This is a genomic window from Streptomonospora litoralis (assembly GCF_004323735.1).
Taxonomy (GTDB): Bacteria; Actinomycetota; Actinomycetes; order Streptosporangiales; family Streptosporangiaceae; genus Streptomonospora; species Streptomonospora litoralis.
This window is the reverse complement of record NZ_CP036455.1, coordinates 1,733,050-1,748,920: the sequence shown is the minus strand read 5'-3', so window position 1 is coordinate 1,748,920 and position 15,871 is coordinate 1,733,050. Positions and strand designations below refer to the sequence as shown.

The 15,871-nt window shown below is 73.4% G+C and carries 10 protein-coding genes and 2 pseudogenes; 9 read left to right on the top strand and 3 right to left on the bottom strand.

Going from position 1 to position 15,871, the window contains the following annotated elements; all coding sequences use genetic code 11:
- Positions 1–22: 22 nt before the first annotated feature.
- Entirely contained in the window at positions 23–661 is a 639-nt protein-coding gene (locus EKD16_RS07340; RefSeq protein ID WP_131097696.1) for an MOSC domain-containing protein, read from the bottom strand.
- An 83-nt stretch (positions 662–744) separates the two neighbouring features.
- Positions 745–1,779, bottom strand: coding sequence for a LacI family DNA-binding transcriptional regulator (locus EKD16_RS07335; RefSeq protein WP_131097695.1), 1,035 nt, complete (start codon positions 1,777–1,779; stop codon positions 745–747).
- Between the two features lie 111 nt (positions 1,780–1,890).
- On the opposite strand from EKD16_RS07335, the gene EKD16_RS07330 reads away from it, so the two are divergent.
- Positions 1,891–3,555, top strand: coding sequence for a glycoside hydrolase family 13 protein (locus EKD16_RS07330; RefSeq protein ID WP_131097694.1), 1,665 nt, complete (start codon positions 1,891–1,893; stop codon positions 3,553–3,555).
- 341 nt (positions 3,556–3,896) lie between these two features.
- A pseudogene (locus EKD16_RS07325) lies at positions 3,897–4,148 on the top strand (sugar ABC transporter permease); the annotation flags it as partial.
- A gap of 78 nt (positions 4,149–4,226) precedes the next feature.
- On the opposite strand, the gene lepA reads toward EKD16_RS07325, so the two are convergent.
- Complete coding sequence (gene lepA, locus EKD16_RS07320) at positions 4,227–6,074, bottom strand: translation elongation factor 4 (RefSeq protein ID WP_131097693.1); 1,848 nt, start codon at positions 6,072–6,074, stop codon at positions 4,227–4,229.
- A 184-nt stretch (positions 6,075–6,258) separates the two neighbouring features.
- Between lepA and EKD16_RS07315 the strand changes: the two genes are divergently transcribed.
- The 7 genes and pseudogenes from EKD16_RS07315 (at position 6,259) to EKD16_RS07285 (ending at position 15,516) form a co-directional block, all read left to right on the top strand.
- A complete protein-coding gene (locus tag EKD16_RS07315) occupies positions 6,259–7,266 on the top strand; it encodes a glycoside hydrolase family 18 protein (RefSeq protein WP_131097692.1) in 1,008 nt (335 codons plus the stop codon).
- Between the two features lie 210 nt (positions 7,267–7,476).
- A complete protein-coding gene (gene rpsT / locus EKD16_RS07310; RefSeq protein WP_131097691.1) occupies positions 7,477–7,749 on the top strand; it encodes a 30S ribosomal protein S20 in 273 nt (90 codons plus the stop codon).
- A 169-nt stretch (positions 7,750–7,918) separates the two neighbouring features.
- Complete coding sequence (locus EKD16_RS07305; protein ID WP_165498515.1) at positions 7,919–8,782, top strand: phosphotransferase family protein; 864 nt, start codon at positions 7,919–7,921, stop codon at positions 8,780–8,782.
- Between the two features lie 1,510 nt (positions 8,783–10,292).
- On the top strand, positions 10,293–10,985 hold the full coding sequence (locus tag EKD16_RS26000; protein ID WP_242677278.1) for a helix-hairpin-helix domain-containing protein: 693 nt from the start codon (positions 10,293–10,295) through the stop codon (positions 10,983–10,985).
- A gap of 164 nt (positions 10,986–11,149) precedes the next feature.
- Positions 11,150–13,060 (top strand): annotated as a pseudogene (locus EKD16_RS07295) (ComEC/Rec2 family competence protein); the annotation flags it as partial.
- Positions 13,061–13,654: 594 nt separating this feature from the next.
- Positions 13,655–14,623: a DNA polymerase III subunit delta gene (gene holA, locus EKD16_RS07290; RefSeq protein WP_131102174.1), complete on the top strand. Its 969-nt coding sequence runs from the start codon at positions 13,655–13,657 to the stop codon at positions 14,621–14,623.
- Between the two features lie 116 nt (positions 14,624–14,739).
- Positions 14,740–15,516 (top strand): GNAT family N-acetyltransferase, encoded by a 777-nt coding sequence (locus tag EKD16_RS07285; RefSeq protein ID WP_131097688.1) that lies wholly within the window; start codon positions 14,740–14,742, stop codon positions 15,514–15,516.
- Positions 15,517–15,871: the final 355 nt, after the last annotated feature.

Sequence of the window (15,871 nt, the reverse complement as noted above, 5' to 3'; positions counted from 1 at the left end):
GTCCGGCTCCCCCGGCCGGTGATCAGGACGTCTGGGCGCCGGCGGCCGGAGCGTACTCCTCCCAGACCTGCGACCGGCCCGGGATCTCCAGGACGCGGCGCAGCAGATCGCGGTCGCGCTCGTAGCGCGCGCGGAACGCCGCGGCGACCGTGATGCCGTGCTGGGGCCGGTGCACCACGCGGAGGCCGTCGCCCGCTCTGATCCCGCCTTCGGCCAGCACGCGCAGATAGACGCCGGTGCGGCCTTCCGCGGTGAAGCGCTTGACCCAGCCGGCCTCCTCCATCCAGCTGCGGAAAACGCCGCAGGGGGTGCGTGGCAGGGCGGCCTCCAGCAGCACCGGGCCGATGCTCCAGCGCTCGCCGATCAGCACCGCGTCCATGTCGATGCCGAATGTGGTGAGGTTCTCGCCGAAGACGCCGTCGCGCAGCGGTCGCCCCAACCGCTCCTGCCACAGGTCGAGGTCCTCGCGGGCGTAGGCGTAGACGGCCTTGTCGATGCCGCCGTGGTGCTCGCGGTCGGCCTGCTCGTCGCCCGCGAGCCCGAGCGTGTGCACGGCGACCGGCCCGGCGGCCGGGCGCTTGTCGATGGCGGTGCGCTTGAGGCGTCCCGCCCAGTCGGCGTCGACGGCGGCGCCGGTGTTGACCGAAGCGATGCTTGGCATAGCGGCCAGCCTAGAACAGCGCACGCGGGCGCGGAACGGTGGCCGTCCTCGCAGCCGCGGCGGTGCCCGGCCGGGGCGCGGGCTCAGGACGCCGTGACGGCGCGGGGCGCGGCGGAGGCCGGGGCGGCGGCGGTGGATCCGCGCACGACGAGTTCGGGGTCGAACAGGTACTCGGTATGGGAGACGGTGTGGCCGGCGATCTCGTCGCAGAGGGTGCGCACGGTGGCCATCGCCATGGCTTGGACGGGCTGGCGCACGGTGGTCAGCGGCGGGTCGGTGAAGGCGATGAGCTGGGAGTCGTCGTAGCCCACGACGGAGAAGTCGCCGGGCACCGACAGCCCGCGTTGGCGGGCCGCGCGCACCGCGCCCAGCGCCATGAGGTCGGAGCCGCAGACCATGGCGGTGACCCCGCGCTCCAGCAGCCGCGACGCCGCGGCGTGGCCGCCCTCGACGCCGAACAGCGACAGCTCGACGAGGTCGGCGGAGTCGAGTCCGTGCTCGGCCATGGCGGAACGGTAGCCGACGAGCTTGCGCTGCACCGGCACGTAGCGCTCCGGGCCGCTGGAGAAGCCGATACGGGCGTGGCCCAGCTCGGCGAGGTGGTTGACCGCGAGTCGGCCGGCTGCGCGGTCGTCGCAGGAGACGAAGGCGGCAGGCACCTCTTCGGCGTAGCCGTTGACCAGCACGATCGGCAGGTTCTGCGCGATGAGGCGGTGGTAGCGGGCGTGATCGGCGGTGGCGTCGGCGTGCAGGCCCGAGACGAAGACGATGCCGGAGACGTTGCGTTCCAGGAGGAGTTCCACGTACTCGTCCTCGACGATGCCGCCGGGCGGGCGGGTGCACAGCACCGGCGTGTAGCCCTGCCGGGCGAGTGCGCCCTCGGCCGCCTGGGCGAACATCGGGAACACCGGGTTCTCCAGCTCGGGGACGACCATGCCGACCAGGCCGGCGGAGCGCCTCCGCAGCCGCTCGGGGCGCTCGTATCCCAGGACGTCGAGCGCAGTGAGGACGGCCGATCTGGTATCGGCGCCGACTCCGGGCTTGTTGTTCAGCACGCGGGAGACCGTGGCCTCGCTCACGTCGGCATGCCGGGCGATGTCGGCCAAACGTGGACCCATGCGAGCACTCTAATGCAGTTTGGCCCCCGACCCCCGCAACCGGTAGGTAATCTTGCGCAATAGCTTGCAGACGATGGCACAGCCGCTCAGGCTCATGGAGGGAACGACCTTATGCCCAACCCCCCGGACTACCCCACGGACTCGGGGACCGCGCCGCCGGCCGCAGGCAGGGAGTGGTGGCGCGATGCCGTGATCTACCAGATCTACGTCCGCAGCTTCGCCGACTCCGACGGAGACGGTGAAGGCGATTTGCAAGGCGTGCGCAACCGGCTGCCCGAGCTCGCGGCGCTGGGCGTGGACGCCGTCTGGCTGACGCCCTTCTACGTGTCTCCGCTGGCCGACGGCGGATACGACGTCGCCGACTACCGCGACGTCGACCCGCGGTTCGGTACGCTGCACGATTTCGACGCCCTCACCGCCCGAGCCCACGAGCTGGGCCTGCGTGTCGTCATCGACATCGTCCCCAACCACACCTCCTCGGCGCACGCCTGGTTCCGTGCGGCCGTGGCCGCCGAGCCCGGGGCTCCGGAGCGGTCGCGCTACGTCTTCCGGCCGGGGCGCGGCCCCGAAGGCGAGCGTCCGCCCAACAACTGGCAGTCGGTCTTCGGCGGCGCGGCCTGGACCCGGTTGAAGCGGCCCGACGGGACGCCGGAGGAGTGGTATCTGCACCTGTTCGACCCCGAGCAGCCCGACCTGGACTGGACGAGCGCCGAGGTGCACGCGGAGTTCGACGACGTCCTGCGCTTCTGGCTGGACCGCGGGGTGGACGGGTTCCGCATCGACGTCGCGCACGGGATGGTCAAGGACCCGGCGCTGCCCGATCTGCCCGAGGGCCAAAAGGCCGACCTGCTCGACGGCTCCACCGAACTGCCCTACTTCGACCAGGACGGCGTGCACGACATCTACCGCAGGTGGCACGGCATCGCGGCCTCCTATCCCGGCGAGCGCGCGCTGGTGGCCGAGGCGTGGGTGGAGGACGCCGACCGCGTCGCGCGCTATCTGCGGCCGGACGAGCTGCACCAGGCGTTCAACTTCGAGTACCTCACCGCGGGGTGGGACCCGGAGGTGCTGCGCGGCGTCATCGACGGGTCCCTGGCGGCCAACGGCGCCGTGGGGGCGCCCACGACCTGGGTGCTGTCCAACCACGACGTGACCCGGCACGTGACCCGGTTCGGCGGAGGGGAGCGCGGGCTGGCCAGGGCGCGCGCGGCGACCCTGCTCACCCTGGCGCTGCCGGGCTCGACGTACCTGTACCAGGGCGAGGAGCTGGGCCTGCCCGAGGTCACCGACCTGCCCGACGACGCCCTGCAGGATCCGACGTGGGAGCGCTCCGGGCGCACCGAGCGGGGGCGCGACGGGTGCCGGGTGCCGCTGCCCTGGGAGGGCGACCGGCCGCCGTTCGGTTTCGGCCCCGCGGACAGCCGACCCTGGCTGCCGATGCCGGCGGCGTGGGCGCGCTACACCCGCGAGGCACAGCGGGACGACCCCGATTCCACGCTGGCGATGTACACCGCCGCGCTGGAGCACCGGCGCACCGCCATCGACCCGGCGGCCGGTCTGGAGTGGCTGGAGACCGTCGAGGGGGTGCTGGCGTTCCGGCGCGGTGCCGACTTCGTCTGCGCGATCAACCTCACCGGCGCAACGGCCACCCTCGGGCACTCCGCCCTTGCGACTGCCGGACGGGTACTGATGGCCAGCGGGCCGGTCGGCGCCGACGGGGATGCGCTCGTGCTGCCCGCGGACACCGCGGTGTGGCTGGCAGCCGGACGGGACTGACCCGAACCGGCACGGGGCGGTCCGGTGCGTGGGCGGCGCCGGACCGCCCCTTTCTCGTGCCCGAGGTCCGCCAGGCGGCCTCGGAGAAGACGCTCGGGCCCGCCTCCGTCATACTCGGCGCAGCCGCATCGCGAGCGGAGTTCTCTGCAAGCCCTTTCAGCGTTTGCAAGGAGTTGCCAGCGTCACCTCACCTCCTATTACCGACAAGCCGGGACAGAGCGGGGGAGCGTCCGCGGCGTCACGCCCGAAGGGGAGACACATGAGAATCCGCAGCGCCGGAGTCCTCCCGGGAACCGCCGCCCTCGCGCTCGCGGCGGCGGTTCCGCTTCACCGGACGCCGCATCGGGCTCTACGGGCTGCTGGTGTTCATCGCGACCGTAAACGAGTTCCTGATCGCCAGCGTGTTCCTGCGCGACCCCGGGGTCAAGACGGTGGCGGTGGGGCTGTACGGCATGGTCGCCGACCAGCGCGACGCCGACTTCGGCATGTTCTCCGCCGGTACGCTGCTGCTGGCACTGCCCGTGCCGGCGGTGTTCTGGTTCCTGCAGCGCTACATCGCCGAGGGGCTGACCAGCGGCGCCGTCAAGGGGTGACCGCTGGGGCCCGCCGCCTCGGGCGGGCCCCAGCGGGCCCAGGCGGGCCGGAGCGGCCGGGCACCGCACCGGCCCGCCTCAGCGCTTCTTGGCGTCCTTCTCGGAGGCTGCGGAGTCCTCGGTGGACAGGGCGGAGATGAACGCCTCCTGCGGGACCTCCACCCGGCCGACCATCTTCATCTTGCGCTTGCCCTCCTTCTGCTTCTCCAGCAGCTTGCGCTTGCGGCTGATGTCGCCGCCGTAGCACTTGGAGAGCACGTCCTTGCGGATGGCGCGGATGTTCTCGCGCGCGATCACCCGGGAGCCGACCGCGGCCTGCACCGGCACCTCGAACTGCTGGCGGGGGATGAGCTCGCGCAGCTTCTTGGTCATCTCCACGCCGTAAGCGTAGGCCTTGTCGCGGTGCACGACCGCCGAGAACGCGTCGACCATCTCGCCCTGCAGGAGAATGTCGACCTTCACCAGGTCGGCGACCTGGTCCCCGGAGGGCTCGTAGTCCAGCGACGCGAACCCCTTCGTGCGCGACTTGAGCTGGTCGAAGAAATCGAACACGATCTCGGCCAGCGGGAGGGTATAGCGCATCTCGACGCGGTCCTCGGACAGGTAGTCCATCCCGTCGAGCGAGCCGCGGCGGGCCTGGCACAGCTCCATGATCGGGCCCACGAACTCCGAGGGCGCCAGCAGGGTGCCCTTGACGATGGGCTCGTGCACCTCGGCGATCTTGCCCTCGGGGAATTCGCTGGGATTGGTGACCCAGTGCTCGGTGTGGTCCTCCATGACCACGCGGTAGACCACGTTGGGCGCGGTGGAGATCAGCTCCAGGTTGAACTCCCGCTCCAACCGGGCACGGGTGATCTCCAGGTGCAGCAGACCCAGGAACCCGCAGCGGAAGCCGAAGCCCAGCGCGGCCGAGGTCTCGGGCTCGAACGTCAGGGCGGCGTCGTTCAGCTGCAGCTTCTCCAGCGCGTCGCGCAGCACGGGGTAGTCGCTGCCGTCGAGGGGGTACAGCCCGGAGAACACCATGGGCTTGGGGTCCTGGTAGCCCGGCAGCATCTCCGACGCGCCGCCGCTGGCCGCGGTGATCGTGTCACCGACCCGGGACTGGCGGACGTCCTTCACCCCGGTGATGATGTAGCCGACCTCGCCCACGCCCAGGCCGTCGACCTTGCGGGGCTCCGGCGAGATGACGCCGACCTCCAGCATCTCGTGGGTGGCGCCGGTGGACATCATCTCGATGCGCTGGCGGGTGCCCAGGTGGCCGTCGACCACCCGGACGTAGGTGACCACGCCGCGGTAGGTGTCGTAGATCGAGTCGAAGATCATCGCGCGCGGCGGCGAGTCGGCCTCGCCCACCGGCGGCGGCACCTGCCGCACGATCTCGTTGAGCAGCTCCTCGACACCCATGCCGGTCTTGGCGCTGACCCGCAGCACGTCGGTGGGCTCGCAACCGATGATCCCGGCCAGTTCCGCGGCGTACTTGTCGGGCATCGCAGCCGGCAGGTCGATCTTGTTCAGCACCGGGATGATCTGGAGGTCGTGCTCCAGCGCCAGGTACAGGTTGGCCAGCGTCTGGGCCTCGATGCCCTGTGCGGCGTCGACCAGCAGGATCGCGCCCTCGCAGGCGGCCAGCGAACGCGACACCTCGTAGGTGAAGTCGACGTGGCCGGGCGTGTCGATCAGGTTGAGGACGTAGGTCGTGTCGTCCAGCGCGGTGAAGGGCAACCGCACCGCCTGGGACTTGATGGTGATACCGCGTTCGCGCTCGATGTCCATGCGGTCGAGATACTGCGCGCGCATCTGGCGGTCCTCGACGATGCCGCTCAGCTGAAGCATGCGGTCGGCCAGCGTCGACTTGCCATGGTCGATGTGCGCGATGATGCAGAAGTTGCGGATCAGCGCGGGATCGGTCCGGTTCGGCTGTGGCACCGTGCTCCGTTCGGATAGCTCGCAGGTCGGCCAGGATGGCAGGGGCGCTGGGCCGCGGCGTCGCGGCGAAACTGCGCAGTGGTGCCGTCAATGATCCCACCCGCCCGAGGCGGCGCCGGTAGGCGCTTCGGGCGAGAATGGCTCACGCGGCATACATCAGGTTATGTGAGATCGGAGGACAGGCGTGAAGTGGTTCCTGCAGCGCGTGCTCGCGGCCGTCGCCGCGGTCCTGGTCGTGGCGCTGGGGGCGGCACTGCTCGTGCGGCTGCAGTACACGGGGGAACCCGCCTCCTGGGCCGTGTCCAACCAGACCAACGCGCTGTGGATGGGCCACGCCTGGGTCGACGGCCGCTACGGCGAACGGGAGTTGGCCGAGCTGAAGCCGCGGATCACCGAGGGCGGGATCAGCGATGTGTACGTGCACGTGGGGCCGCTGGACTACGACGGGCGCCTGGACCCGGCCAAGCACCCCGAGCTGGAGGGCTTCCTGCGGATGTTCCGCCGCGAACTGCCCGACGTCCGGGTCTCGGCGTGGGTGGGCCAGCGCGTGGAGGAGGGCGAGCTGGACCTCGGCGACGAGGCGACGCGGACGCGCGTGATCGAGGCCGCGGCGGGGCTCGTCGATGCCGGGTTCGACGGAGTCCACTACAACTTCGAGCCGGTGCCCAACAACGACCCCGGCCTGTTGGCCCTGCTGGAGAGCACGCGCGAGGAGCTGGGCGAGGAGGTGCTGCTCTCCAGCGCGGTGCCCACGGTCGAGCCGCTGGGCGGGCTGGCGTTCACGCTGGGGCTGCTGGCGTCCAAGGACCCGTTCTGGTCCAGCGGGTACCTGGGGCGGGTCGCCGAGCACCTGGACCAGGTCGCGGTCATGTCCTATGACACCGGGATGCCCACGGAAGGCATGTACGGGGGGTTCGTCGTCCGCCAGACACAGGTGGCGATGGACGCCGTACCGCCGGACGTGCGACTGCTCATGGGCGTGCCCGCCTACCCCGACGACCACGCCGCCCGCAATCCCGAGGCGGAGACGACCGCCGCGGCGACACGGGCCATCCGCATCGGGCTGTCGGAGGGGGGACGGCGCCGCGACGAGTTCGGCACCGCCCTGTACGCCGACTTCTCGGCCACCCGCGGGCAGTGGGAGGCCTACCTGGACGGCTGGGTCGGCCCGGGCGGCGGCGAGGACGGCTGAGCAGGTTGCGGGGTGTGGGCGCCGGGCGCGAGCACTCCCCTGCACAAGGCATAATGGTAGTCCCGTGTCTCGAACGTTCCACGTTCAGTTTGAGCCCTTCGGACTCACACCTGGCGTCGGCGCGCGACCGGCCTGCCGCGGATCGGCTGCCCGCGGACGGGCCACGCACCGCCGAGCCGCACATCAGAAGTAACTGGAGCACGTTTTCGCATGGCGAACATCAAGTCGCAGAAGAAGCGCATCCGGCAGAACGAGGAGCGCCGGCAGCGCAACCAGTCGGTGCGTTCCTCGTTGAAGACGGCGATCCGCAAGTTCCGCGTGGCCGCGCACAGCGGTGACGTCGAGCAGGCCGTCGTCCTGCAGCGCGCGGCTGCGCGCCAGCTCGACAAGGCGGCCAGCAAGGGCGCCATCCACAAGAACCAGGCGGCCAACCGCAAGAGCGCGATCGCCAAGCGGCTGGACAAGCTGCAGAACGCGAGCTGAGCCGAAGCAGGCACACCCGGGCCACCGGGATCCGAGCCGCCTTCCGCCCCGCGGAAGGCGGCTTCGTGCTGTGCGGGGCGGTGCCGACGCGGCCGCCACGGGTGTCCGCGCACCGCGCGGACACCCGTGGCGGCCGCCGCGCCCACCGGCGGACATTAGCGTAGGGGCTGTGGACTTCACCGACCTGCGACTACCCCTGTGGGACGATCCCGACCAGCGCGGCGAACTGCACTCCTGGGTCGAGGCGCGCCTGGCCGAGCGCGGCGAGCGGCTGCTGCCCGACCCGCCGCGGGTGAGAGTGCGCCCCTGGTCGACGACGGCGCGGTTCTCCTCCACAGCGGGGCCGGTCTGGTTCAAGGCGAACGCGCCCGGCGGCGAGTTCGAGGCGGCGCTGCACGGCGCGTTGTACACCTGGGTGCCGGGACGGGTCCTCACCCCCTTCGGGGTCGACGTCCAGCGCGGCTGGTCGCTGCTACCCGACGCGGGCCGTGTGCTGCGCGATCAGATGGCCTCGATCGACGATTTCGCGGTGTGGGAGGCCATGCTCGGCGCCTACAGCGAGATGCAGCGCACCCTCGCCGAGCATGCCCGCGACCTGGTCGCGCTCGATGTCCCCGACCTGCGTCCGGCCGCGCTGGGACGGCTGCTCGACGGGTTCCTCGCCGACCCCGGATTGAACGCGGCGCTGGGCGAGGGCGCCGACCTGCTGATGCGCCATCGCTCCGCCTTCGACGCCGACTGCAAGGCACTCGACGACTCGGGCGTGCCGCCGTCGCTGGACCACTCCGACCTGCACGTGGGCAACGCCTTCGTGCTCGACGGCAGGTACCGCTTCGCCGACTGGGGCGACGCGGCGGTGGCCCACCCCTTCTTCAGCCTCCTGGTACCGCTGCGCATCGCCGTACGCGACCTCGGCGCCGATTCCCGCACCGAGCAGCGCCTGCGCGACGCCTACCTGGAACCCTGGACGGCTTCCTACCCGGCCTCCACCCTGCGCGCGGCGGTCCCCCGAGCCACCGCCTCGCGAAACTGAGCAGGTCCCTCGCCTGGAGCCGCACGTTCCCCGAACTCCGCCCGGCGGTCTCCCCCGACCAGACCCGTGAGATCGCGTCCCTGCTGGACGCCTTGACCACCGAGATCACCGCCGCAGACCCCGCCAACCCCGACGGAGGCGACGGGATCCGCTAAAGGCGGTGGCGGCGCTCCAGCCGGCGAGCCCGCGCACCCTTTCGTCATATGGCGGTAGCCGCCCAGGTCCCGGGGTCAGGCGGCCCTGCTTCCCAGGCCGGAAGGGCGCCGGTTTTCCACAGCCGGGAAATCGGGGCGGACGGCCGGTGGTGCCGCTTTCTATCGTCATAGACATGTCGCCTGCGCGTTCCCGCCGTCCGCCCGCCGCTCCGCCCTCCGACTCGATCACCGCCTTGCGGCGGCTCCAAGCCCTCTCCGACCGGTCCTCAACCGGCCCGGAGCCGGAGACCGCCCCCGATCCCGACCGCGATCCGGCCGGCACCGACCGAACACGTTTCCCGCCATCACCCTCTCCAGCAGAGGCGGCACCATCCACACCCGGCGGCCCGCACACAGACGCGCCGCAGACGCCGGATCCGCACCGCGGTCCCACCGGTGAGGGGGCCTCTTCGGAATCCGAGGCCGCCGAAGCTGCCGAGTCGGTACCTCCCCCGCCCTACGCTCTCTACCGCCGAACGAGCCCGTCAGCGCCGATTCCGTCCCGGCACAGCCCGCCCGGACCAGGAATCGCCGTCCGGGCGGCGCCGCCGAAGGAAGCAATGCCTTTGCCCCGGGAGGCGGCCTTGCCCCTGCCGCCTCCCGCCGGGCCGGGAGCGGAAGGCAGCGGTCCACAAGGGCCCCAGAGGTCGCGCCGACAGCCCCGCGACGTCGCGGACGTGTCCCGGCCGACCGCGACGACTGCGCCAGGCGCCGCCCCTTCGGGCCCCAGCGGCCCGTCGGCGCCCGACGACGCCTCCTCCCCCGGGCACCCTTCGACATCCCGCACCTGCGGGGAATCCCGCCCCGGTCGCCACAGGCGCGCCGCGGCCCCGACGAGCGAGGCCCCGCAGAGCGGCGGCACCGATCGGCGCGACCGACCGCTCCGGGCGTCTCGGCACCACGGAGGGCACGCACGCATCAGCCAGGACACCGCAGGCGGTGCCCGCAGCCGCCGCGAAGGGCAGCCGCCTGCGGCCCCGACGGCGACAGCTCCGGCGACCACCGCATCCCACCCTCGACCGAGCCGTGGTCCAACCGCCGATGCGCAGCCGCCTACCGGCCACCCCCGTTGCGCGGAGGCCCGACCGCCGCACCGCCCGGCCCCGCCCGCCTCCGAGCCGCATCCCCGCGCCGAGCGTCGTCCCTCGCCGCCCCCGACGGACGACGGCTCCACTGACCGCCCGCATCCGCCGAGCGAGCGGCCGCAGCCCTCAGCCGACCCGTCGGGTGGACACCGTCCCCCTCCCCCGACGCCTCCGCGAGGGTACGAAGAGGTCGGCCCCGAACTGCTGCGCGGGCGGCGGTGGTCGGCGCTCGTGGAGCGCCTGCTTCCCGGACTCGCCGACCAGCCGCGGCTGGGCCGCGCCGGCTTGCGGGCGCTCATCGGGGTGTGCGTGTTGGCAGCCCTCGCCACCGGCTGGTTCCTGCTCCAGGCCCGTCCCGAACCCGAGCCCCCGCCGACCCTGCAGGCGCAGGCTTCACCCGTGCCTGCGGCCGCGGGTGCCGATCCCGCACCGTCCCCACGTACGGCGGCCGCCAGCCCGGCTCCCGATGTCACCGTGCACGTCGGCGGGGACGTCCGGAGTCCCGGGCTCGTCACGCTCCCCGCCGGCTCGCGCGTCGCCGACGCCGTCGAGGAGGCGGGTGGCCTGACCCGCGACGCCGAACCGGGCACCCTCAACCTCGCACGTCCCCTCGTCGACGGCGAACAGGTCCTTGTCGGGGCACCCGCCCCGGCGCCGCCCGCAGCGGGCCCCGCTCCCGGCGGAGCCCCCGGCCCCGCCGGGGCGCCCGGCACCCCCATCGACCTGAACACCGCCACCGTCGGCCAACTCCAGGAACTGCCCGGCGTGGGCCCCGTGCTGGCCGAACGCATCGCCGCCCACCGCACCGAGAACGGCGGTTTCTCCGCCGTCGAGCAGTTGCGCGACGTCAGCGGAATCGGTGAGCAGCGGTACGCCGACATCGCCGAACTCGTCCATGTGGCCGGGACGCCCGGGAGGGCGTAGGAACGGCGACGGATCGTGTCGTCCGCCACTGCGCCTCGGCACGGCGTCGCGGCGTCTTCGCTCTCGGCGGGCTCTGTGGGCGACGCCGCCCGCGCCGGCCGCCGGGGCGCTCGCGCTCACGGAGGTACCGCCGCGGCGAGCACCCCCGCACCCCCGCGCCGCAAATGCGCCCCTGTCCGCTCCCCGAGCAGGTGTCCATGGTCTACCTGGGAACCGACGCCCCCGACTACTCCGCCGTACCGGATCTGCGGCTGGTCCCCGCCGCAGTGGGAACCTGGGGCTGCACGGCGGTGCTGCTGGGCGCGGGGCCGGGGGTCGCGTTCGCCGCAGCGGGCGTACTGGCGCTGGGCGCCGGGGCTGTGTGGACGCTCACGCGGCGCTGGTCGAGCGGCGGTGTGGCGGCGGTGGTCGTCGCCGTGCTGGTCTGCATGGCAGCGGGTGCGCTGGCGACCGGCGGGCGGCTGGCCGCCGTCGCCGGCAGCCCCGTGCCCGAACTGGCCCGCGAGCGGGAGTACGCCGAAGTCGAACTCGTGGTCACCGCGGACCCCCGTCACCGCAGCGGTCCGCCCGCGCCCGGCCGGGCCCGGCTCGTCATCGAGGCGCGCGCCGAAGCCGTGCGCGCCCGCGGCCTCAGCGCGGACAGCGGTGCCTCCGGCAACGGCGGGCGCGTACGCACCCGGGTACCGGTCGTGGTGCTGGCCTCGGGCGAAAGCTGGCGGCGACTGCTGCCCAGCCAGCGCGTGCACGCTTCGGGCACACTGTTCCCGGCCGATGGCGGGCTTGTCGGCGGCCTGCTGGTGGTACGCGGACCGCCTACGAGCGTCCGCCCGCCGTCGCCGTGGCAGGAATGGGCCGGCGGCGCACGGGATCGGCTGCGCGAAGCTTCGGCGGGCCTGCCCGAGCCCGCCGCCGCACTGCTGCCGGCGCTCGTCGTGGGAGACACCTCCGGGCTGCGTCCGCCGACCGTCGCCGCCTTCGAGGACAGCGGGCTGACCCACCTGCTGGCGGTCAGCGGGTCGAACCTCGCCATCATGACGGGCGTGGCGCTGGCGGTGTGCCGCGGCCTGGGGCGGCCGGGCTGGACGGCGGCGGTGGCGGGCGCGGTCACCATCGGGGTGTTCGTGCTGCTGGCACGCGCGGAACCGAGTGTGCTGCGCGCCGCTTTCATGGCCTCCATCGCGCTGGCGGCCCTGGCGCTGGGGCGCCGGCGCGTCGGTCTGACGGCGCTGGCGGCATCGGTCCTGGGGCTGCTGCTGTTCGCCCCCGGACTCGCGCGCTCGTTCGGGTTCGCCCTGTCGGCGCTGGCCACCGGCGGGATCATGGTCCTGACGCCGCGCTGGCGCGAATGCCGACCGGCGTACGTGCCCCGCTGGATCGCCGAGGCGGTGGCCGTAGCCCTCGCCGCGCACGTGGCGTGCCTGCCGCTGCTGGTCGTCCTGTCCGCGGAGGTCAACTGGGTGGCCGTGCCCGCCAACGTGCTTGCGGCTCCGGCCGTGCCGGTGGCGACGATCGGCGGGTTCGCGGTCGCGGGAATCGCCCAGGTGTGGCCGCCGCTGGCGGCCGCCGCGGCGTGGATACCGGGTGCGGCCGTGCTCTGGATCGGCGCGGTGGCCGGTACCGCGTCGCGGCTGCCCGGGCGTGCGCTGCCCTGGCCCGACACGTTAGCCGGTGCCGCGGCCGTCGCCGCCGTCCTGGTGGTGCTGCTGGTCCTGCGCGGCCGCGTCCGGCGGGTGGTCTGCGCGGTCGGGCTGGCGGCGGCCCTGACTGCACTCACCGTGCACTGGGTCGCACCGGCCTGGCCGCCGGCGGGGTGGGCGATGGTGGCGTGCCGCGTAGGCCAAGGCGACGCGTTGGTGCTGCGCGCCGGTGCGCAGCGGGCGATCGTGGTCGACACCGGCCCCGATCCCGTGGCGGTGTCCCGGTGCCTGACGGAACTGCGCATCGACGCGATCGCCCTGCTGGTGATCACGCACGGCGACATCGACCACGCGGGCGGCACCGCGGGGGCGCTGTCGGGGCGGACCGTGGGGGCTGTCCTGCTGCCGCCCCGCTTCGACCATCCCCCGACCGCGCGCCTGCTGCGCAGCGCGGACGTCCCTGTGCGCACCGCGGTGTCGGGCCAGCGCTGGAATCTCGCCCCGTGGACGCTCGACGTGCTCTGGCCCCGCCGCGACTCCCCCGGCGGCAACGACGGCAGTGTCGTGCTGCTGGCCCGTCGGTCGCCCACCGCGCAGGACGGCGCCTCGCCGATGCGGGTACTGCTGACGGGCGACATCGAGGAGCCCGCGCAACGTGCACTGCTGCGCAGCACGCACGCCGTCCGCGGAGTCGACGTCCTCAAGGTCCCCCACCACGGCGCCGGCTCCCAGGAACCCGCATTCATCGCCGCCACCCGCCCCTCCGTCACACTGACCTCGGTCGGCGCGGACAACGCCTACGGCCATCCGGAACCGGCCACCTGGTCCCTGCTGCAGTCGGTCTCCGCAGCGAACTACCGTACGGACCTGCACGGTGACATCGCCGTCGTCCCCGGCCCCGCGAACCCCGCCGTCGTCTGCCGCGACCCCGGTCCCCGCCGGACCCCGCGCCGCCGCAGACGGCCGTCCCCACCGCGTCCCGCTCGGCGGCTACCGCGCAGAACGGTCTGCACGGCATGGCATGCTGCAGCTATGGCCTCCACGTCCGCGCCTCCGCTGTCCGTCGTCGTCGGCGACGAGGAACTGCTCGTCGACCGCGCCGTCGCCGGGATCGTCGCCGCGGCACGGGCCGACGATCCCGGTGTCGACGTGCACGACCTGATGCCCTCCGAGGTCACCGCAGGCCGACTGGCCGAGGTCACCTCGCCGTCGCTGTTCGGGGAACGGCGCGTGGTGGTGCTGCGATCGGCGCAGGACCTGACGAAGGACCCGGCCGCCGCGGTGACCTCCCTGCTGCAGGATCTCGCCGACGACGTCGTCCTGGTGCTGGTCCACGCCGGCGGCGCCAAGGGCAAGACCCTGCTGGAGGCGGCGGTCAAGGCCGGTGCCCACCGGGTCGACTGCGCGAAGCCCACCAAGGCGAACGAGCGCCTCCAGTTCATCAAGGGCGAGTTCTCCCGGGGCGGCCGCCAGGTCACCGGCGACGCCGCCCAGGCGCTCCTCGACGCGGTCGGGAACGACCTGCGCGAACTCGCCGCCGCATGCACCCAGCTGATGTCCGATACCGAGGGCCGCGTCGACGCGGCCGCGGTGGCCCGCTACCACAGCGGAAAGGCCGAAGCCTCGGGGTTCACGGTCGCCGACCGCGCCGTGGAGGGCCGCCTGCCCGAAGCGCTGGAGCAGCTGCGCTGGTGCCTTGCGGTGGGCACCGCACCGGTGCTGATCAACAGCGCGCTGGCGGGGGCGGTGCGCGGTCTGGCGGTGGTCGCCCAGCCGCAGCGCGGCGCGGCCGACGCCGATCTGGCCAAGCGCGCCAAGATCCCGCCGTGGAAGCTCAAGACACTGCGGCAGCAGGCGCGCGGCTGGTCGCCGCAGGGCGTCGCGCGCGCGATGGCGGTGGTGGCCGAGACCGACGCCCTGATCAAGGGCGCGGGCCGCGACCCCGCCTATGCGCTCGAACGTGCCGTCATCGAGATCGCGAGCGCCCGCGGCCGGAACTGATAGGCGTGCGGAGGCGTCGCCGCCGCATCGAGCGCGGCCGCGCCGCCGCGGACACCGTGCCGACGCCGGCATCCGGCGTCCACCGCGAGGAAGAAGGCTGGGGAGGACGCACGGTGATGCCGCCGTCTGAGGTCGCCGCCCCGGAGACGGTGCGTGGGCTGCAGGAGCGAGCGGCACGGGCGCTTCCGGCGCGCGAGGCCGTCGACGTCGCGGGATGGGTGCTGCGCGACGCGCCGGGCTGCGCCTGGTGGGTGGGCACCGCGCAACCGCACGGCGACACGGATGGCCCGGGCGAGTTGGCACGCCGGCTCGCGGAGGCGGAGAAGTTCTACGCCGCCCGCGGCACGGCCGCCGGTTTCCAGATCAGCCCCGGCGCCTGCCCGCAAGCGCTGGACGGCGTGCTGGCGCAGCGCGGCTACCGTCGCCACGGTTCGCTTTCGCTGCAGGCGGCGCCTACCGACCGAGTCGTGTCCGCCGGATCCGCGGCGCCGCTGCGCGTACACGTCGACGATCGCCCGAGCCGCGCCTGGTTCGACACCTGGCTGGCCGTCCAGGGGCCGACCGCGGACCAGCGCGCAGAGCGGGAACTACTCGACCGCGTTCCGGGCCCCTCGGCCTACGCCTGCGCGGTGCTCGGTGACGACGTCGTAGCGGTGGGCCGCGCGGTTGCAGATACCGGCTGGGCGGGGGTGTTCGGTATGTCCGCACTCCCCCGGGCGCGCGGCCTGGGCGCGGGCCGCGCAGTGCTCGCCGCACTCGCCGACTGGGCCAGGACGCAGGCGGCCGAGCGCATGTACCTCCAAGTCCTGCGCGACAACACCCCGGCCCTTCGCCTCTACGAGCGGTCCGGGTTCAGCGAAGTCTGCCATTACCACTACCGCCGAGCGGACTGACCCGGCATGGCGCGCGCCGCCAACCAGAGCCACCCGGTTCGCCTTCCCACTGGGTTCGTCCCCCGCGGTAGTGCGGATGGAGTGGACGTCCGTGCAAGATGCTCGCCGGTGACGCGCCCGAGGGGGGCGAAGAGACCGCGGGGTGGCGCCCGCGCCCAACGGGCCGGGTGCCCGCCGGTGACGGCGGCCGACGAGGCGGCGGGTCGGGTCCGCTGGGCGGCCTTGCCGGTCTGCCGGGTGGCGGGTGGCCTGCACGGAACGCGGCGCCGAGGGCGGCGCAGGGCTGGGCCCGCGGGCATCGGATCGGGTGCTCGCCGGTGGCGCACCCGGCGGAGGGCGGCGTTCGGCTGCCGCG

Bases quoted from the DNA above. Each gene is read 5' to 3' on its own strand.
- EKD16_RS07340 (WP_131097696.1), bottom strand. From the start codon at position 661: ATGCCAAGCATCGCTTCGGTCAACACCGGCGCCGCCGTCGACGCCGAC.
- EKD16_RS07335 (WP_131097695.1), bottom strand. From the start codon at position 1,779: ATGGGTCCACGTTTGGCCGACATCGCCCGGCATGCCGACGTGAGCGAG.
- EKD16_RS07330 (WP_131097694.1), top strand. From the start codon at position 1,891: ATGCCCAACCCCCCGGACTACCCCACGGACTCGGGGACCGCGCCGCCG.
- rpsT (WP_131097691.1), top strand. From the start codon at position 7,477: ATGGCGAACATCAAGTCGCAGAAGAAGCGCATCCGGCAGAACGAGGAG.
- holA (WP_131102174.1), top strand. From the start codon at position 13,655: ATGGCCTCCACGTCCGCGCCTCCGCTGTCCGTCGTCGTCGGCGACGAG.
- EKD16_RS07285 (WP_131097688.1), top strand. From the start codon at position 14,740: ATGCCGCCGTCTGAGGTCGCCGCCCCGGAGACGGTGCGTGGGCTGCAG.